The organism is Paenibacillus sp. JNU01 (assembly GCF_059130585.1).
The window spans coordinates 1,904,925-1,924,963 of sequence record NZ_CP169723.1 but is presented as its reverse complement, the minus strand read 5'-3'; the positions used below and the strand labels follow the sequence as shown (position 1 = coordinate 1,924,963).

At 43.7% G+C, this 20,039-nt stretch carries 18 protein-coding genes; 15 read left to right on the top strand and 3 right to left on the bottom strand.

Annotation, left to right across the window (positions count from 1 at the left end; all coding sequences use genetic code 11):
• Positions 1-71: 71 nt before the first annotated feature.
• From NLBNIHML_RS08320 to NLBNIHML_RS08300, 5 genes are all read left to right on the top strand, one after another.
• Positions 72-566 carry a hypothetical protein gene (locus tag NLBNIHML_RS08320; RefSeq protein WP_339256452.1) on the top strand — a complete coding sequence of 165 codons (495 nt, stop codon included), beginning with the start codon at positions 72-74 and terminating at the stop codon, positions 564-566.
• A 176-nt stretch (positions 567-742) separates the two neighbouring features.
• The gene (gene typA, locus NLBNIHML_RS08315; protein ID WP_339235973.1) at positions 743-2,587 is read left to right on the top strand and encodes a translational GTPase TypA; all 1,845 of its coding nucleotides are present in this window, start codon (positions 743-745) and stop codon (positions 2,585-2,587) included.
• Positions 2,588-2,885: 298 nt separating this feature from the next.
• Positions 2,886-3,182 (top strand): YlaH-like family protein, encoded by a 297-nt coding sequence (locus tag NLBNIHML_RS08310; protein WP_339235971.1) that lies wholly within the window; start codon positions 2,886-2,888, stop codon positions 3,180-3,182.
• A 91-nt stretch (positions 3,183-3,273) separates the two neighbouring features.
• Positions 3,274-4,335 (top strand): LCP family protein, encoded by a 1,062-nt coding sequence (locus NLBNIHML_RS08305; protein ID WP_339256450.1) that lies wholly within the window; start codon positions 3,274-3,276, stop codon positions 4,333-4,335.
• A gap of 98 nt (positions 4,336-4,433) precedes the next feature.
• Positions 4,434-4,886 carry a pyridoxamine 5'-phosphate oxidase family protein gene (locus NLBNIHML_RS08300; protein WP_124116004.1) on the top strand — a complete coding sequence of 151 codons (453 nt, stop codon included), beginning with the start codon at positions 4,434-4,436 and terminating at the stop codon, positions 4,884-4,886.
• Between the two features lie 7 nt (positions 4,887-4,893).
• Here NLBNIHML_RS08300 and NLBNIHML_RS08295 read toward each other — a convergent pair whose 3' ends face one another.
• Positions 4,894-5,592 (bottom strand): YhcN/YlaJ family sporulation lipoprotein, encoded by a 699-nt coding sequence (locus NLBNIHML_RS08295; RefSeq protein WP_494354147.1) that lies wholly within the window; start codon positions 5,590-5,592, stop codon positions 4,894-4,896.
• A gap of 152 nt (positions 5,593-5,744) precedes the next feature.
• Between NLBNIHML_RS08295 and NLBNIHML_RS08290 the strand changes: the two genes are divergently transcribed.
• A complete protein-coding gene (locus tag NLBNIHML_RS08290) occupies positions 5,745-7,079 on the top strand; it encodes a PhoH family protein (RefSeq protein ID WP_024628438.1) in 1,335 nt (444 codons plus the stop codon).
• Positions 7,080-7,301: 222 nt separating this feature from the next.
• The gene (locus NLBNIHML_RS08285; protein WP_494354146.1) at positions 7,302-8,579 is read left to right on the top strand and encodes an extracellular solute-binding protein; all 1,278 of its coding nucleotides are present in this window, start codon (positions 7,302-7,304) and stop codon (positions 8,577-8,579) included.
• Here the strand turns inward: NLBNIHML_RS08285 and NLBNIHML_RS08280 are convergent.
• Together NLBNIHML_RS08280 and NLBNIHML_RS08275 are read right to left on the bottom strand one after the other, a co-directional pair.
• Entirely contained in the window at positions 8,571-9,650 is a 1,080-nt protein-coding gene (locus NLBNIHML_RS08280; RefSeq protein ID WP_339235958.1) for a hypothetical protein, read from the bottom strand. The two genes, NLBNIHML_RS08285 and NLBNIHML_RS08280, sit on opposite strands and share 9 nt — an antisense overlap.
• Positions 9,651-9,833: 183 nt before the next feature.
• A complete protein-coding gene (locus NLBNIHML_RS08275; RefSeq protein WP_076332330.1) occupies positions 9,834-10,070 on the bottom strand; it encodes a DUF2626 domain-containing protein in 237 nt (78 codons plus the stop codon).
• A 313-nt stretch (positions 10,071-10,383) separates the two neighbouring features.
• Between NLBNIHML_RS08275 and NLBNIHML_RS08270 the strand changes: the two genes are divergently transcribed.
• The 8 genes from NLBNIHML_RS08270 to bshC all read left to right on the top strand — a co-directional run bounded on the left by NLBNIHML_RS08270 (position 10,384) and on the right by bshC (position 19,997).
• A complete protein-coding gene (locus tag NLBNIHML_RS08270; protein ID WP_215077527.1) occupies positions 10,384-11,034 on the top strand; it encodes an RsfA family transcriptional regulator in 651 nt (216 codons plus the stop codon).
• Between the two features lie 150 nt (positions 11,035-11,184).
• Positions 11,185-12,144 (top strand): ketopantoate reductase family protein, encoded by a 960-nt coding sequence (locus NLBNIHML_RS08265; protein ID WP_494354145.1) that lies wholly within the window; start codon positions 11,185-11,187, stop codon positions 12,142-12,144.
• A complete protein-coding gene (locus NLBNIHML_RS08260) occupies positions 12,144-12,518 on the top strand; it encodes a DUF3397 domain-containing protein (RefSeq protein ID WP_339235950.1) in 375 nt (124 codons plus the stop codon). Before NLBNIHML_RS08265 ends, NLBNIHML_RS08260 begins: the two co-directional genes overlap by 1 nt.
• 153 nt (positions 12,519-12,671) lie before the next feature.
• The gene (locus NLBNIHML_RS08255) at positions 12,672-14,369 is read left to right on the top strand and encodes a peptide ABC transporter substrate-binding protein (protein WP_339235947.1); all 1,698 of its coding nucleotides are present in this window, start codon (positions 12,672-12,674) and stop codon (positions 14,367-14,369) included.
• A 223-nt stretch (positions 14,370-14,592) separates the two neighbouring features.
• Positions 14,593-15,492 (top strand): ABC transporter permease, encoded by a 900-nt coding sequence (locus NLBNIHML_RS08250; protein WP_494354684.1) that lies wholly within the window; start codon positions 14,593-14,595, stop codon positions 15,490-15,492.
• A gap of 47 nt (positions 15,493-15,539) precedes the next feature.
• A complete protein-coding gene (locus tag NLBNIHML_RS08245; RefSeq protein ID WP_371129057.1) occupies positions 15,540-16,421 on the top strand; it encodes an ABC transporter permease in 882 nt (293 codons plus the stop codon).
• Positions 16,422-16,438: 17 nt separating this feature from the next.
• Positions 16,439-18,208: an ABC transporter ATP-binding protein gene (locus tag NLBNIHML_RS08240; protein ID WP_339235942.1), complete on the top strand. Its 1,770-nt coding sequence runs from the start codon at positions 16,439-16,441 to the stop codon at positions 18,206-18,208.
• A 157-nt stretch (positions 18,209-18,365) separates the two neighbouring features.
• Complete coding sequence (bshC, locus tag NLBNIHML_RS08235) at positions 18,366-19,997, top strand: bacillithiol biosynthesis cysteine-adding enzyme BshC (RefSeq protein ID WP_494354144.1); 1,632 nt, start codon at positions 18,366-18,368, stop codon at positions 19,995-19,997.
• Positions 19,998-20,039: the final 42 nt, after the last annotated feature.

Sequence of the window (20,039 nt, the reverse complement as noted above, 5' to 3'; positions counted from 1 at the left end):
AGTCAGCATGGATTGTAAATTGTTTATCAAAGAAATAAAGTACATAGCCATGGTATAAGAGGTGATTGCAGATGAGGATGAGAAATGAAAAAGCAATTGGCATATTTATTGTAGCTGCTGGAATTATTATTCTGCTCGGTAAGTTTGGCGTGTTTGGATTTATTGGTCGTAACTTCTGGCCTTTGCTGATCTTGCTGCCAGGCATAGCCCTTCATGCGTTATATTATGCACGTATTTCACCGTCGTGGTCACTTGTTCCAGCCGGCATACTAACGGTGTATGGTGTGTTATTCAGTATAACCAATACATGGGGTGCTGGACTGATGAGCAGGCTCTGGCCAGCAATTTTGCTTGGGATCGCCATAGGGCTGCTCGAATATGGAATGGCTGAGCGTCGAAGACCGGAATATGTATTACCTGCAGCTTTGATCCTTGGTGCGGTATCCATCATATTATTCGGATTTACCTTGCTGCAAACGGGAATAATCTATGTCCTTGCTGTTCTTTTGATCCTGGGCGGAGTCTGGTTATTGCTTGGACGAGGACGGCAAGGGAGAGGCTGGTAACATTCCCAATGGTCTTTTCGTGCGAAATATCTTGATTTTTACCTATAATAAACTATAATATAAGGGATATAGACATGCGTCGGGATATCACCGACGCTTATTTTGTGAGTAACCTGCGAAATTGCGGGAAGTTTAGTAGATAAGAATTGAAATTGGAAAGGATATGGATACAAACCATGCATTCAAGAGAACACATTCGCAATATTGCGATTATTGCCCACGTCGACCACGGGAAAACTACACTCGTCGACAAGTTGCTCCAGCAATCCGGTACTTTCCGTGATCACGAAACGGTACAGGAGCGCGCAATGGACTCCAACGATTTGGAGCGTGAACGCGGTATTACGATTTTGGCCAAAAACACGGCTATAACTTATAAAGATTATCTGATCAACATTGTGGATACACCAGGACACGCCGATTTCGGTGGCGAAGTGGAACGTATCATGAAAATGGTTGACGGCGTATTGCTCGTTGTTGATGCTTATGAGGGCTGTATGCCACAAACGAAGTTTGTACTTCGTAAAGCACTGGAGCACAACCTGACACCTATCGTTGTTGTAAACAAAATTGACCGTCCAGCGGCTCGTCCGGCTGAGGTAATTGATGAAGTATTGGACCTGTTCATTGAACTGGGTGCCAACGATCAACAGCTTGAATTCCCTGTTGTATATGCTTCCGCATTGAACGGAACATCCAGCATGGAAAGTGATCCTGCTAAACAGGATGACAACATGGTGGCGATCTACAATACGATCGTTAGTCATATCCCACACCCTACCGAAAATGTTGAAGAACCACTTCAATTCCTCGTTACTTTGATGGACTACAATGAATACCTTGGCCGTATTGCCATTGGTCGTGTTAACCGCGGTGTGATCCGTCAAGGACAATCGGTAACGGTTATTATGCGTGATGGCAAGAGCAAAACTGCACGTATCGAGAAACTGTTCGGTTTCCAGGGTCTCAAACGTATTGAGACGGAAGAAGCAGGAGCAGGCGACATCGTTGCCATTGCAGGGATCAAGGACATCAACATTGGTGAAACCATTGCCGATCCGAACAATCCAGAAGCACTTCCAGTTTTGAAAATCGATGAGCCTACACTACAAATGACGTTCCTCGTGAACAACAGTCCATTCGCAGGTCGTGAAGGTAAATGGGTAACTTCCCGTAAACTTCGTGAGCGTTTGTTGAAAGAACTGGAAACTGACGTTTCCCTTCGTGTTGATGAAACGGACAGCCCGGATGCATTTGTCGTTTCCGGACGCGGTGAGCTCCACTTGGGTATCCTGATTGAGAACATGCGTCGTGAAGGATATGAGCTTCAAGTATCCAAACCAGAAGTTATCGTTAAAGAAGTTGACGGTAAGAAAATGGAACCTGTTGAGCGCTTGTTGATTGATATCCCTGAAGAGAGCATGGGTTCCGTAATGGAGAGCCTGGGTGCACGCAAAGCAGAGATGGTTAACATGGTTAACACAGGTAGTGGTCAAGTTCGTCTGGAGTTCCTGATTCCAGCACGTGGTTTGATCGGATATAGCACAAACTTCCTGACATTGACTCGTGGTTACGGTGTTATGAACCATGCATTTGACAGCTACGCTCCAGTAGTATCCGGTCAAGTGGGTGGACGTCACCAAGGAGTACTAATCTCAACTGAAACGGGTACATCTACGTTCTACGGAATGATGGGTGTTGAGGATCGCGGAACGCTCTTCTTGGAGCCGGGTACTGAGATCTACGAAGGTATGATTGTTGGTGAACACACACGTGATAATGATATCGTTGTTAACATCTGCAAAGAAAAACAACTGACTAACGTTCGTTCTTCTGGTAAAGATGATACAGTTAAAATTAAAACTCCGATTATCTTCTCATTGGAACAGGCGCTTGAGTACCTGAATGAAGATGAATATTGTGAGATCACACCGAAATCCATTCGTCTTCGTAAGAAGATCCTGAATAAATCCGAGCGTGAACGTGCAGAAAAACAACGCAAAATGGCTTCCAAAGCCTAATAACAACAAAATAATTTATATAAGTTAGCATTTGATGGGCCCGGCTAGTAACGAGAGCTTGTACAGCTAACGTAGTGTAGGGAACAGAATCGATTCTGAAGAAGCGAAGCGTTCGCCTTTATCCCCGGATTTTACCATTGAAAATGAATCAAAAAAATCTGGGGATAACAGTTATCGGAAGAACGAGCTGAGACCGAAACGGTCACGATGCACGTACTGGCTCTCTAAGTTGCTAAAGGGAGTTTCATCAACCAGTTAACTTATACTCTAGCATGAACACGAAAGGAGCTGGCTGTGCATGCAAGCATGGTTCGCATCACACCCGATCGTAGCCTACATCGTCATCTTTGTATTGATTACTTACGTATATAACAAGGTGTTTCGGGTACGTCAGAAATTGCCGCTTGGTAAGGAAATCGTTCTCTATATATTGATGGCGATGGGCACATTCATGCTTCTTATTTTCCAGATCGACAAGCTTCCCATCATTCAATGTTTGTTGGTTGCGGTTGGTTTGATGTTGTTAGTGAGAGTGCGTTATTTTATCGAAGGCCGTCAAAAGAAAAAAGCGGAAGCTACCGCTCGAAATTCATAAATCCTGTCTTGTACAGACCATCCGTTTTCCTTAGGGAAAGCGGTTGTCTTTTATTTAGACAAAAAACAGATGTGATAAAGGTGTTGAAGATATGAACTCAAATTCGAACGGACTGCCTCCACGGAGACAGGCACCAGCGCAATCCGGTGCTTCTGGATCGAAGAATGGCAAGGGCAAGCAGCCTAAGAAGAAAAAGAGAATGAATGCTTTTGGCAGAATCTTTTTAAGTCTATTGGTTATTGCCATTCTGGTAGGCGGTGGATATGCGTACTGGGTATACAATCAAGTCGTGGATACAGGCATCGATAAACCGGTACCTCCCGGCATGTCAGCCACAACCAAACCGATCACGATGCTGTTATTAGGCACAGATAACCGTCCTGAAACGGGCACATATCTCTCGGATGTCGTAATGGTGGCTTCGTTGAATCCGGAGACCAAGACGGCAACTATTGTATCTTTGCCACGAGACACGCGTATTCAATTGGATGGGTACAAATCCAACAAGTTGAATTCCTATTATCCGAGGTTTAAAGCACAGGAAAAAACCACTGGCAAAAATGCAGAGGATCAGATGAAAGAAATGATGAGTAAGTATTTGGATGTAGATATTAATTATACAACCGTACTGAATTTCCAGGCTTTCCGTGATGCTGTTAATGCCGTGGGTGGCGTGGATGTGACTGTGGATAAAAATATGTGTTATAGAGATACAGCCGATGGGACAGATATCAATCTGGTCGCAGGCGCACAACATCTCGATGGTAAAGCGGCACTGGATTTTGTGCGTTACCGCAAATCTAATTGTAATCCGAAGACTGCTGAATCCAATGACTTTGACCGTAACAAACGTCAAAACCAAGTACTGAACTCCATGTTGGATCAGATGAAATCTCTTGGGGGAATTACGAAGATTAGCAAAGTGATTGGTGCAGTTGACAAGAACATGACGACAGATGTGGAATCGGAACAAATGAAAAACTTTATCTCGACGTATTGGAACATTTCCACCTCGGATGTACACTATACTCCGGTAACCGGAGAGTGGAGAAGTCCTTATGTGTATATTAATGAAACGGAACTCGCCAATGCGAAGCAGGCATTACAAGATACTCTTTCAGGTAAGGTAACCACTTCAACTTCGAGTGAATAACCTTCATTCTTTTGGGATTGGAAGCACATTAATTCGTATGCTATAATAATATAAACCAAGTTTAAGAATTGCATAAAGAAGGTTAGGGGGCTGGTTGAATGTCCGAAGCCGTCACACAATTAACTGAATCTCTTTTACAGCAATTCAAGAATGAGACCTTTGTGCTGCTGAGCACAGTGGATGTAGAATCCGGAGGTCCGACTTCAACAGCCATCTCCTGGATTTATGCGGAGAATGCTTCTACTTTTCGTTTAGCGATCGATCATCGTTCGCGCTTAGTGAATAACATGATGACTAACCCACTCATTACGATTACTGTCTTTGGAGAAGAGACAGTGTACGCAGTGAACGGACGTGCTGCGGTACGACAAGATCCGCTGCAGGATGTTCCATTTAATATGTGCTGTTTCGACATTACGATTGAAGCGGTGAGGAATGCTCTGTTTTACGGCGCTCAACTGTCCTCCGTGCCTCAATATGTCAAAGTATATGATCAGCGTGCTGCTGAAAAATTAGATGGGCAGGTTTTTGCTGCCATGAAAAAAGCCTAGTGAGAGATCACTGGGCTTTTTGTTGTCTTTTGTCTGATGAATGCAGCTGCTGCATTTGTTGTTTTTGATTCACGTGTTCATCCGGATTTTGACGGACTTTGACGTCTTTCGGGAGTTGAGGGATAATTCGTCCCACCATGTCAGCGAGTTCTGAAGCAAAACCGGATATGGGGTGCCCTTGACGGATATGTTCACCAATCTCTTTAATTCGTTCAGTGACATCGGCATCCGCAGTAACAATGGAATCTACACCTTCGGGATCTTTACGAAGCGCTTCGGCAACAGCGTATTTGATGGTACCTACCCGAGCACGTTCCAGTTCACCATCAACATCAATACCGACCACAGCCGTATTACCGAGTATAACGCAGTTCGCATCTTTAACACCTTCCACTTGCTTGGCAAGTGCTTTAAGGTGATTGATTCGTTTTTCATTTGGCATCCGGCCACTCTTTGCATCATCCGCAATGTTGGTATCGTGGACTTCACCTGTATTTTCATTAAGATGGTCCAAACGTGAAGGATTCAACCGATCTTCCTGTGCATCGAGCATGTGAGATCCTTTCATTTGATCTTGCTGAGTTGTAATATTTCCTCCGTAGCTTCTTGGATGTGACGTATGCGGTTCCTGAGAAGCGTTACGAGTGGTACTATTGCAACCTGTAAGTATAAAGATCAGAAGCAGCGTGCAAACCCATATTTTCATAAATGTTCATCCTTTCTTGGAGTTTTTCAGAATGGTTGACAATTATTTTGCCCTAGTCGAATACATTTATGTATGGGATCATGATTGTCCATGCCGCTGCTGAAAGATCACACTATCCATGCCTTTAACGACGCCGCTTTGGAGGGGATTGAATGAAAAAGATTTTTGTATTGGATACCAACGTGCTTCTGCATGACCCCAATGCCATATTTGCCTTTGAGGAACATGAGGTAATCATTCCCGCGGTTGTATTGGAGGAGATCGACTCCAAAAAAAGAAATGCCGATGAAATTGGGCGTAATGCCCGTAATGTATCCAGACTGTTGGATGGATTACGTGAGCTGGGTCACCTGCACAGTGGGGTACCTTTGGCTAATGGAGGTAACCTGAAAGTAGAGCTGAATCATCGGAGTTTCGTAAAAGTTCAGGAAATGTTTGGTGAAGTATCCAACGATAATCGAATTCTGGCTGTCGCACTAAATTATCAGATCGAAGAGAATGAAAAGGAAGTAGTCGAACGTCAGGTCGTGCTTGTCAGTAAAGATGTTCTTGTGCGTATCAAAGCGGATGTACTTGGTCTGTTTACACAGGATTACTTATCAGATCGGACGGCAGGACTCAGCGAGTTATATCCAGGTTATACGGCCCTAAAAGTTCATCCGTCAGTGATTGATGAGTTTTACACATATCGTTTTTTACCAATCAAACCGCTACAGTTGTCTTACTCGTTATATCCGAATGAATTCGTCATTCTCAAGGATGAGATGGGAACCAATAAATCGGCTTTACTTAAAGTGAATACAGAGGGAACAAAGCTGGAGCCGCTTTTCCTCAGTAATGATAATGTCTGGGGCATTAGCGCACGTAACGCACAACAACGCATGGCACTGGAACTGCTTTTGAATGACGACATCCCGCTGGTTACCATTACCGGTAAAGCTGGAACAGGGAAAACCTTGCTGGCACTTGCAGCAGGTCTGCTTAAGGTAGAGGATGATCATAAATACAAAAAACTGTTAATCGCTCGTCCTGTCGTTCCCATGGGGAAAGATATCGGTTACTTGCCTGGTGAGAAGGAAGAAAAACTTCGTCCATGGATGCAGCCGATTTATGATAATCTGGAGTTTTTGTTTGACACCAAAAAAGCCGGGGATATCGATAAAATTCTAATGGGGCTTGGCAGTATTCAGGTGGAGGCATTAACGTATATTCGTGGAAGATCGATACCAGGACAGTTTATCATCATTGATGAGGCTCAGAATCTGTCCCGCCATGAAGTGAAGACCATTGTATCCAGGGTCGGTGAAGGCAGTAAAATTATTTTGATGGGTGACCCCGAACAGATCGACCATCCGTATCTTGATTCCGCCAGTAACGGTCTAACGTATATCGTGGAACGGTTCAAGCAAGAGGGAATCAGCGGACACATTATGCTCGAAAAAGGAGAGCGGTCCAAGCTGGCACAACTTGCGGCTGATTTATTGTAAAATTCAGGGGATTTATTTCCCGGAAAATGTTGTTATTGAAGCCGGCTCCTGGAGCCGGCTTTTTTGCTGAAAAAATAAGAAAGCGTTATTGCACAGAACTCGATATGCTCGTAGTATGCAAAAATCCGAAAAAGTGTTTTTCGGCAGGGTAGGACAAGAGTACTACTTATTTGTTACAATAATTGCTGCAGGAAAAAACTAGGTGAACAAGGAGGGAAGTTAATGAAGCGTAAACATCAGGTTGTTTTGTTCGCGGTATTGCTGCTTTCGTTAACGATCTTGTCACCGAGTTTTGACTTTAGAGGTTCGCAGCTCAATCAGGAACAAGAGAAGGAGAAAGATGCTTTTCCGGGTAATTCGTCACGTAATGAAGATGCTCAATCTCCGCTGGAGATTGTGGTTGCCATGTCGGATGAAGAGTTCCAAGCCTTTCAAAAGTTAGCCAAAGAAGTTGCTGCTTCCCAACTGGTAGAGATTAATCTTCGGAATGAGAAGCCGGATACATATAAGCGTGTTTTGGATCTTGAATTTTCACTAGGAGAGAACGGTGATGTGGTTCTGCTCGATAGTGAAGAAGTGCAATACTATGCCCAAAAAGGGTACCTGTATCCGTTAAATGGAACAACATTATCGAAGTCTCTCGGTGATACAGTAGTTGGATTACGGGGAATGACAGAGTGGAATGGTTATCAATGGGGAATGCCTTTTGATTTTGATCCGTACATTCTGGCTGCACAATCTTCATTTCTGAAGAGAGCTGGAATGGAGTCATTACCTCACAATAAAGATCAGTGGGTCAAACTTACTCAACAAGCCAATGCCGAAGGAATCCCTTTAATTACAATGAACATCAATGATATGTACGGGACAAATGCGTGGTTAAATCATCTTGAACCGAGAATGGCGCCTGATCAAGTTAATCAAACGCAATTAGATTCGCAACCAGGAGACCTCCAGCAGGGGATTCAATTGATGAATCACATTCAGCCTCATATAATGGTCCAGTCTACCTATCCGATGTTCTCATCAACTGCTGACGAGACTAACATACCAATGGTTGTATCCTTGTTATCTCAATTATTAAGTGCAGATCAAGCGAGTACCGTTCATAAAGATTCTTTGGAGCGCATTTCTTTTGAATCCTTGGAAACAGTAAGCTCCAGAAGCCTTGTCATTACTTCGGGTTCGGTTGAGGCTGAGGAGGCCAGTAGATGGATTGAAGGCATGACGTCCGCTACGTCACAGTTAAAATGGTACCAGCAGGTCAATCGTTTGCCTGCAAAGCAACAGGAACTGGATTTGGAGTCCGAGAAACTTGCTGAACGTTATGAAATGACAAAGAGACATTCCTGGTTCTCAACAACCCAAGATGCCCCTGCATCAACGACCGAAAATCTTGCTCTAATCACTCGTTTTCATAAAAAGGTACAACAATTCTTAAAGGGAGAGATTACAGCGAATCAATACGTAAATAGTATTAGAACAAGCTCTTTAAAATGATATAGCTAGTTTAACTTCCAGTATGCCTTCACTTGTTGAAACATCCGTTGCTTTGACAAAAGACAGGATTTTCTGTGGATAGAATCCAAGGTCGAATTCTCTTTCCAGCATTCGGCGGGTGGTGTCGGGCAATTCAAGCTGATTAAATACTAGTTTGTCTACATGAAAACGAATGGAGTTCTGAGGTTCATTTTCTACCGTATAATGTCCTTCAATGCTTAATTGCAACTGATCCCGCTGACCGGATGCGATAATCTTATCCTGATTAAACTGAAAGGCAAAGTCTTCAAAGATAGGATTTTGCGAACGTAAAAATGCGTTAAGCTCATCCTGCCCAATACGAATCGTATACGTTGTTCCAGTTGTGGATATGCCTCCGTTTTGTTTTTGTATAAAATCAGGCAGGTTCTGCATGGCAGATGCCAATGCTTTGAAATATCGTTTCACCTCATAGATGCCGATATTCTCCCAATAGAGAGTTAATTCATCCATTAGTTTCTGAATCGCCGCTGCATCTCCGCTGGTGGCTATTTGGGCATCTACTTCTTTTTGCAAGGCGACTACACGTTCCCGCTGGTTTTGAAGATTAGTCTTCATTTCGGTTAGTTCTGCTGTAGTCTGACGAATCTGAGTGGAAGTCTGTTGCAGGTTGCGATACCGGTCCTGATACTTGTCCAGCACAGCCTGATCCCGTCCAATAATAATCTGATAATAATCATACAGTACAAACAGGTCTTTGAATGACCGGGCCCCCAGGACCGTCATAAGAAGACTGTCACGTTCTCCAGTATAGTAGGACCTCACTACAGCTCCGGCCCGATCTTGCTGAATATGTATCTGTTCTTCCTGATCCTGAAGTTGGACGGATAATCTCTCGTATTGTTGAGCCAGCTGCTTCTGTCTGCCTGCGATACGTTCAATTTCATGATCGATTTCGACGATGGATAGACTTTTTTGCAATATTTCACGTGTATCCTCAGATGAAGGCTCTCCATAAGCATAGTTGGAGGGTAGTTGCAGAAATACAATGATGCATAATATAAATGCGGCAATGCCGTTATGACGTCTCAACGATCATTCTCCTTTCCACTTCTTCAATGACAATAGTACAGGCTAGTTGTCTTCCAGACAATATATGAAACAAATACGTGAATTATCCTTAGAGGTTACATAACACCATGAACAACCATTTAATCTGAACACAACAAAAAAGTAACCCGACAGATATCGGATTACTTTGATGCTGCAGGTGGATTATAGCGGCAAACCCATTTGGAATACGGTCCAGTAGCTGAACCCCGTGAATGTGACGATCATATAACCCCAGAAGAGCAATATGTACGTTCTTTCAGTAAATTTCAAGTATCCCAAAATGACAAAAAACGCAGTCTGCAGGAAAAAAAGCAAAGCCATTTCGACCAGATCTCCCGCAAAAGCCATCAGGCCAATCGCAAGCGTGAAGAACCCGAGTACCCGAAACATGCGTGCCACGGTAAATCCTCCTCTCTAAGTACGATCATAGATTGTCTACACAACATTATACCGGGAAAGGAAAAACGTGTAAACAAATTTGGATATGAAAGCGAATTCTTTTTTTGCTCAAATGAAGTATAAAGAGAGAAGTTTTACTTGTGTCACGTATGAGCAAGCCTGAATGTGGAAATACATTTTAGTATGAAATCAATTCTATGAACTCTATGAGAGGCATAAGAATGAATGAAGCAGCTTTTATACCTAATTCACATACCGGGCTTCCGGTAATGCGGACGGTTATTTTAGGATGTTGTTAGGAGGGTATTATAGCATGACTGCAGTGAGACAGGATGCTTGGAGTACAGAGGACGATTTGATATTAGCTGAGGTTACTTTGCGTCATATTCGGGAAGGCAGTACACAATTGGCCGCTTTTGAAGAGGTAGGCGAAAAAATAGGCAGAACATCTGCCGCATGCGGTTTTCGCTGGAACAGTTGTGTACGTAAAAAGTATGAGTCTGCCATCAGTAACGCCAAGGCACAACGGCAAAAACGAAGTTATCTCAGAAAGCAGCCAGCGATGCTCGGGCCACAGGTTGCTGCATTGTCTACACTGGACACTGAAGAACATCTGTACAAATCAGATGGGATCTCGGACGATTCATTATCGATGGATGCAGTCATTCGCTTCCTGCGACAATGGAAGGGAACCGTGCAGGAGAGTAATCGTCAACTCAAGATGCTGGAGAAGGAGCTTCGGGAGAAAGAAGATGAATTGCTTGAACTGCGTCTTGAGAATGACCGTCTCTCCAAGGAAGTGAATGAAGTACAAACGGATTACCGCGTGGTGAACGACGACTACAAAGCTTTGATTCAGATTATGGATCGTGCTCGCAGACTTGCATTTTTGTCCGAAGAAGAAGAAGAACTCAAGACACGTTTCAAGATGGATGCCAACGGGAATCTGGAACGAATTGAATAGCAAGTACAGACGTCTGATTTGTGAGAGTCAGGTATGAACCCGTCACACCTCCGTTACATAACGGCAGGTATGACGGGTTTTTAGTTTAGTGTTTTTGTTCTATTATAGATAAGGGAAGCGTAACTACTGAAGCGGATAGGAGTGCATGATATGATCATTGACATCGTTGGAGCGGGGGCGCTGGGTCTATTATATGGCGGGAAACTGCTGTTGACAGGTAACCAGGTCAGATTCTGGACTAGAACAACGGCTCAGGCAGACCTTCTCAATCATGATGGAGTAACCCTTGTGGAACGAGGCAAGGAGATACATATTCTACCGGATCAAATGCATGTGAAACCCATAAGTGAGCTGACTGACACATGGAAGAACACGCCAGGAGAATGGTTACTGCTCATGGTTAAGCAGACAGGCATTGATGATTTCATTCATGAGATTAGCCCATTGCAAGATCATATGCTGAATATCGCTTGTTTTCAAAATGGGATGGGCCATCTGGAAAAACTTCATGCTGCTATGCCAAATTCGCTTCTCTGTAGTGCGGTTACAACAGAAGGTGCGAAGCGTTCACAGCGTCAGGTGACTCGTGCAGGGGCGGGTGAAACCAGGTTGGGAAATCATAATACACATATAGAAGCTTCTATCTCTATAGAGGAAAAAGGAATATTTACTCTTTCAAGAGTCCTGGAGCAGGCAGGATTTGACTGTACAGTGTCGAATGAAATCGATAAGCTGATATACAGGAAACTATTAATTAACGCAGTCATTAACCCGCTTACAGCGTTATGGCGAATCCCGAACGGAGAATTGATCACCACGGAAGAACGCAAGAGGCTAATGCGGCAGTTATATGAAGAAGTATTGTTAGTCTACTCTGAACGCGGAATATGTTTGGATCAGGATATGTGGGATCAACTGATATTAGTCTGTCGTTCGACTGCAACGAACACTTCTTCCATGCTTGCAGATGTTCTCGCTGGACGTGGTACAGAAGTCGGATCAATTAACGGACATATTGTAAAGATGGCACAAAAGTCGGGCCTTACTGCACCTACACATGAACTACTGCTTCATCTGATTGAAGGAATGCAACCGGAAGGAGTGAATTAATGGGACTTTTTATCGTGCTGAGTATATTACCTTTTTTTCCGTTCTTTCTCGTCTATTGGGGCATGTACTTATGGAAAAAAGACAAGCGCACAGCATTGCGGACGGCAATGGATGTAACCACCTTTTTCCTTGTATTTTCAGTATCGGCGTTATTCAACTTAACATTTGATTCGAATTTTGGTTTTTATCTGACATTATTACTCATACTACTAGCACTTGGATTCATCGGGGGAGCGCAAAATCGACTAAAGGGGAAGGTGGATGGGGGTAGAATGTTCCGGGCCGTTTGGCGCATGGCTTTTGTAATCATGAGTTTCGGATACATTTTGTTTACTTTATTTGGATTATTTAGATACTTCATGCAACAGATGTAAGGATACATAACGCAAAAGAGCTGAAAAATGTGTCGATTTTGTCGAAAACTGAAAAAAACATTACTTTCTGAAAAAGTAATGTAGATTTTTTTGACCGGTGGTTGTATAATCTATAAACATATAAACCATATCAATTTAGGGGGAACGTGTTAGATGAAAAGGAAAAGTCTATTAGTCCTTTTGACGCTGATTCTGGCGTTCGGTACCGTACTTGCAGCGTGCGGATCGAAAAACGAAGGCACAGGTAACACCGATACTGGTTCTGCAAGCGAAGGAAATGGTCTTGCTAAAGATCAAATCCTGAAAATTAACCTGTCAGCTGAACCTCCTACGTTGGACCCGGCTCAAGCAAAAGACAGCCAAACCAACACAGTTCTGAAGTTCTTGTATGAAGGTCTTGTACGCATCGATGCTGACGGTAAAGAACAAGCGGGCGTAGCTAAAGACTGGACAATCTCCGAAGATGGTTTGAAATATGTTTTCAACCTGAACCCGGATGCTAAATGGAGCAATGGTGATGCAATCACTGCCGAAGACTTTGTTCGTTCTTGGGAACGCGCTTTGAAACCGGAAACAGCTTCTCCATATGCATACCAATTGTACTACATCAAAGGTGCTGAAGGTTACAACCTGAGCAAAGACGAAACATATAAAGGTACTAAAGTTACAGACTTCTCTCAAGTAGGTGTTAAAGCTACTGATGAGCACACGCTTGAAGTAACGTTGGAAAACCCAACACCTTACTTCTTGGGTCTGACAGCATTCTACACGTACTACCCAGTACATGCATCTGCTGATACAAATGACAAATTCTTCACAGACTACAAAAACATGATCGTTAACGGACCATTTGTAATGGATCAATACTCTAAAGGTCAAAAAATTGTTGTGAAGAAAAACGATGGTTACCATGCAGCTGCTGACATTAAACTGGCTGAAATCGATATGTCTTTGACAAACAGCAGTGCTTCCGAACTGCAAGCTTACAAATCAGGACAATTGGACTACACTGGTGCACCTAACGGTGAAATCCCATCCGACCAAATTCCTTCTGTAAAAGCGGAATTGCCGGACGAGTTCAAAGCTACTGGTATTGCAAGTACGTACTACTACCAGTTCAACGTAAATGAAGCACCATTCAACAACGTTAAAATCCGTAAAGCATTTGCAATGGCAATTCAACGTCAACTGATTGTTGACAAAGTAACACAAGGTGGTCAAATTCCAGCATTCGGCTTTGTACCTCCAGGTATTCGTGGTGAAAACGGCGAATTCCGTGATGAGCACAAAGACGATTACTTCACAGAAAATGTGGATGAAGCTAAAAAATTGCTTGCTGAAGGTATGAAAGAAGAAGGTTACACTACATTGCCAGCTGTTACTTTGATCTACAACACAAGTGATGGTCACGCGAAAATCGCTTTGGCAATTGCTGATATGTGGAAACAAAATCTTGGTGTTGATGTGAAAACAGAAAACCAAGAGTGGGGCGTATTCCTTGAGAACCGTCAAAACCAAAACTTCCAAGTAGCTCGTGCAGGTTGGTCTGCTGACTACAACGATCCATACAACTTCTTGGAAATGTGGACTACTGGAAACACAAACAATGATTCCAAATTCAGCAACGAACAGTATGACAAAGATGTTAAAGAAACTGTAAAATCCGCTGATCCAGCTGCACGTATGGCTGCATTTGCTGACGCTGAGAAAATCCTGATTCAAGATGAAATGGGCGTTATGCCGATCTATTACTACACTAACGTATCTTTGACTAAGCCTTACCTGAAAGGCGTACAACTTGATTTCAGTGGAGCTATTGACTTCACTCGTGCATATCTGGAAGAGAAATAAGTTGTTCTGAAGTCTAATATGATTACTTCGGGATATATATGTGGAATTCCATATATATCCCGATTTTTTTGTATGTGCACCGATTTTCCTTATAATTCTTGAAATTTCCGATAAATGGATTGGACTTTATTTCTGTCTAATTCTACAATCGATTTGTATACAAAATATTGTTTGTGGAGGTGTGCAAGGGTTGGTTAAGTATGTGTTGAAAAAACTACTATTTATGCTGCTATCGCTTTTCATACTCGCATCTGCAACCTTCTTCCTGATGAAGGCTATTCCGGGTGACCCTTTTACATCCGAGAAGAAAGTATCGCCTGAAATTCGGGTCTTGCTGGAACAGAAGTATGGATTGGACAAACCGATGTATGAACAATACCTGAAGTATATGGGTGGAATCCTTAAGGGAGATTTCGGAGTCTCAATGAAATATCTCAATCGAGATGTAGCCGGAATGATCGGCGAAACATTCACCGCTTCGCTGAAGCTTGGAGTGTTTGCAATTGTTATCTCCATTATCGTAGGTGTTTTGCTGGGCCTTATTGCTGCAGTATACCACCGTAAACTCATTGATGATATCACAATGGTCCTCGCTGTCATAGGTATAGCTGTACCGAGCTTCTTGCTTGCGTCACTATTGCAGTATCTCTTTGCTACTAAATTAGGCTGGTTTAACGTTATGGGCTTTGATGGTCCATTGGATTACGTTCTTCCGGTTGCAGCGCTATCTGCATCTCCGATTGCTTTTATCGCTCGTTTGACGCGTTCGAGCATGCTTGAAGTTTTACATGCAGATTATATCAAAACAGCTAAAGCCAAAGGTTTAAAATGGCCTGCAATTATGTTTAAACACGTTGTAAGAAACGGTATTCTACCGGTAGTAACTTATGTTGGTCCAATGACAGCGAATATCATCACAGGTTCCGTTGTAATTGAACAGATCTTTAACATCGGGGGAATTGGTAAAGTATTCGTAGAGAGTATCACAAACCGTGATTACACGATGATCATGGGGATTACGATTTTCTATGGTATCCTCCTGATGTTAGCTCGTTTCTTTACAGATATCGCTTACGTGCTGATTGATCCTAGAATTAAGCTGGAAAGCCGGAAGGGGGCATAACGTTGTCTGGCACGAATAATAAAAAGAATGAAACGGCGAACACGAACCTGACTAGTCAGGCAGCGGTTAAACCGCAAGAAAGTGTATCCCTTTTTAAAGATGCCATGTACAGACTTGCAACCAATAAGGCTGCTATGATAAGTCTGGGTGTATTGGTTCTTGTCGTGATTTTCTCTTTGATTGGTCCAACTTCTTTGTTTACAAGTTATAATTATTATTCCAATGATTTGTTGAATGCCAATGCAGCGCCGAGTGCGGAGCACTGGTTCGGTACGGACGAGCTTGGTCGTGACGTGTGGGTAAGAACTTGGGTAGGAGCACGTGTATCCCTTACTGTAGGTTTGGCCGCAGCCTTGATTGACCTTGTTATCGGGGTTATTTATGGAGCGATCATGGGTTTCTACGGTGGACGTGTAGATGGAATTATGAACAAGTTTTCCGAAATCCTCTATTCCCTGCCGTACATGCTCGTTGTTATCTTGTTGCTGGTTGTATTGGAACCAAGTCTGACAACGATTATCATTGCCCTCACCATCACAGGCTGGATCAGCATGTCATGGATTGTGCGTGGTGAGATTATGCAACTCAAAAACAGAGACTTTATTCTTGCTGCAAGGTCCATGGGAGCAAGCACAGGGCGTCAATTGTTCCGTCATTTGTTGCCAAATGCAATAGGACCGATTCTTGTAACATTGACGTTGTCTATTCCAAATGCAATCTTTGCCGAAGCGTTCCTGAGCTTCCTTGGATTGGGTGTATCAGCACCAAGATCTTCACTTGGTTCTATGATCAATGATGCACTTACAGGCTGGACGCTATTCCCGTGGCGGATGTGGTTCCCAGCAGGTCTGATGGTTCTTACAATGCTTGCATTTAACTTGCTCGGAGACGGTCTGCGTGACGCACTCGATCCGAAATTACGTAAATAGAAACAGGAGGTGGGATTATGGAGCCGATTTTAACTGTCAAAGACCTGAGTGTGTCGTTCTCAACACGTTCTGGTGAATTTGATGCCGTTAAACATGTGAGTTTTGAACTTGGCAAAGGAGAGACGCTGGGGATCGTAGGTGAATCGGGCAGTGGTAAGAGTGTTACCGCCCAAACCATCATGAAATTGATTCCCTCCCCGCCTTCGAAGGTCAAAAGCGGAGAAATTACTTTTCACGGGCAAGACCTGCTGAATAAGACAGACAAACAAATGGAAGCGATTCGTGGTAAAGATATTGGTATGATCTTCCAAGATCCAATGACTTCTTTGAATCCTACCATTAAAGTTGGTAAACAAATTACTGAAGTATTGCGCAAGCATCAGAACATGTCCAAACAAGCGGCGAATAAAGCTGCTTTGGAGATGCTGGAACTTGTAGGTATTAAAAATGCGGCTATTCGCATGAATCATTATCCTCACCAATTCTCTGGTGGTATGCGTCAGCGTGCCATGATTGCGATCGCGCTTGCATGTCGTCCATCCCTTCTGATTGCGGATGAGCCGACAACTGCACTTGACGTTACCATTCAGGCTCAAATTCTGGATGTCATGAAAGACATGCAGCAAAAGCTGGGAACATCTATCATGCTGATCACGCATGACCTTGGTGTCGTAGCGGGTATGTGTGACCGTGTTGTTGTTATGAAGGAAGGCGAAGTTGTTGAAACAGGAACAACTGCTGAAATCTTTAGTAACCCTCAACATCCATACACCATTAAATTGCTGAATGCTTTGCCTCGTCTAGACGAGCCCAAAAAGGAAAAACCAGCTCCGGCTGGTATTATCAAAGGTAGCAATAAGCCTCTGGTACAAGTGAAAAACTTGAAACAGTACTTTAATTTGGGTAAAGGTAACATTCTCAAAGCGGTCAATGACGTAAGCTTTGATATCTTTGAAGGTGAAACGCTTGGCGTTGTAGGCGAGTCCGGCTGTGGTAAATCCACAACAGGTCGTACCATTCTGCGTCTTTATGAGCCAACTGGCGGAAATGTTAACTTCAACGGAACGGATATCTACAAGTTGTCCCCGCGCAAAATGAAAGAAATGCGTAAAGATATGCAGATGATTTTCCAAGATCCATATGCATCTCTTAACCCGCGTTTCAATGTTATGGATATTATCGGGGAGTCCCTGGATATTCATGGCCTGGCTTCCAGCTCCAAAGAGCGCAAGAGAAGAGTGGAAGAGCTGCTTGATCTGGTAGGTCTGAATCCAAGTCATGCACTTCGTTATCCACATGAATTCTCCGGTGGTCAAAGACAACGGATCGGGATTGCGCGTGCACTTGCTGTAGACCCTAAATTCATCATCTGTGATGAGCCATTGTCTGCACTGGATGTATCCATTCAGGCGCAGGTCGTTAAATTGCTTGAAGAACTTCAGCAACGTCTCGGTTTGACATACCTGTTCATTGCGCATGACTTGTCAATGGTTAAACATATCAGTGACCGTGTTGCCGTAATGTACATGGGTAAAGTGGTTGAACTCGCTGAAAGTGAAGAACTGTATGCGAACCCTGTCCATCCTTACACCAAAACGTTGCTCTCAGCGATCCCTGTACCTGATCCGGAAGTGGAAGCGAACAAACGTCGCATCTTGCTGCCGGAAGAGCATATGAGCCCGATTCAGAATGGATCTGGTGGTCCTGCGAATGACCCGTACAATCTGGAAAATGCTCAATTGATTGAGGTTTCCAAAGGTCACTGGGTTGCAGAGCCTTACGTATAATAGGAATATTAAAGCGATATGCTATTATTGATGTATTAAGTGCCGCCGACTCGTTCGGCGGTTTTTTTCGTATTTTCATCACTTTCTTTTGACGAAGCGGCCTTGAATTCGGTACAATCAAGAAAGGCTCTTTGAAGCAGAATAGGAGGCAGACCTCATGAACGGTATTACCGAGGCACTCCGCAGCGGATCAAGACTTGCAGAAGATTATATCTGTTCAAGAGATGCTGCGCGTGGCCTTTACGAGTATGACATTCGCTGGGAATCAGGACTTCAGGCGCGTGCCGAGTGGCTGGATCAATCGGAGAACACACGTATTGATCGTCGTGATCTGGCAGAGTATTTACGTATATATAACAAGCGGGTGAACGACCATGAAGAAGTTCATGCGTCCATTACACGTCTTGCAGAACAAGATGCACTGGTGGTTACAGGAGGACAGCAGAGCGGTCTGCTCACCGGACCACTGTTCGTCATATACAAAGCCGCCAGTGTAGTGGCAGCTGCGCGTGAAGCGGAAGATAAACTTCAACGTCCGGTAGTCCCTGTATTTTGGATTGCCGGTGAAGACCATGACTGGGATGAAGTTAATCATACGTATCTACCCGATCATCAGGGAGATATGAAGAAGATCAAGTTACAAGGACGGTTCGCAGGAAGGGATTCTGTTAGTAATGTTCATGTGGATACTCAGCAATGGATGAATGTACTCGAACAGGTGGAGCATCTGTTACCTGATACGATACATAAACCAGGATTGATGAAAAGTATCACGGATATCCATCAATCCAGTTCAAATCTGAGTGATGCATTTGCCCGTATGATATCTGCCTTGTTTGCCAGCAGTGGACTTGTTCTAATGGATGCAGCCGATCCAGAGTTACGCAGGTTGGAACAGCCCGTGTTTGAGCGGATGATACGCAAAAATGAAGTGCTGCGCAACGCATATGCACAAGGAGCTTCGCTGGTACAACAAGCGGGTTATGCTATGCCTGCCGAAGTAGCGGAGGATGGAGCGAATCTGTTCTACATTCACGAAGGCACGCGTCTGCTCCTGTTGTTGAAGGACGGTTTGTATAGTGATCGCAAAGGTTTGGTTTCTTTCACGGAGGAGCGTTTGCTTCAGGAACTGGAAGAACACCCGGAGCGCTTCAGTAACAACGTATTGACGCGACCTTTAATGCAGGATTCCGTGCTGCCTGTAGCCGCTGTGATTTTGGGGCAAGGTGAAATTGCATATTGGGGTTTGACTCGGGAAGCATTTTGTCAGTTCGGACTGCAAATGCCCATTCTGTTGCCGCGGTTGTCCTTCACCATTATGGAAGATATTCATCACAAACATATGAAACAATATGGACTTTCTTTCCAGGATGTACAATATCATCTGGAAGAAAAGAAGGAACAGTGGCTCGCACAACAGGAGACGTTCCAGGTAGATGAGCAGTTTGACAAGATTCAGGAAGCGTTTCTTGATCTGTATGGACCATTGCTAGATGAGATCGCGGAGATTCATCCGGGGCTGGAACGAATTGGCGATACCAATTTGAGTAAAATCAACGAGCAAATGCAGTATCTGAAACAGCAGACTCACAAAGCCATTGAAGATAAACACAATGTGAGTCTAAGGCACTGGAACGGCATTCAAAACTCCTTGTTTCCAACGGGCAAACCACAGGAACGAGTACATAATGCACTCTTTTACCTGAATCGTTATGGCTCCGAGTGGATCGAAGAACTGATTAAGGCCTCAAGCGAATTCCTTGGAGAGCACAAGGTTATTGAACTATAGAGCCCTTTATAATAGAAGAAACACATAAACAAGGAGGATATG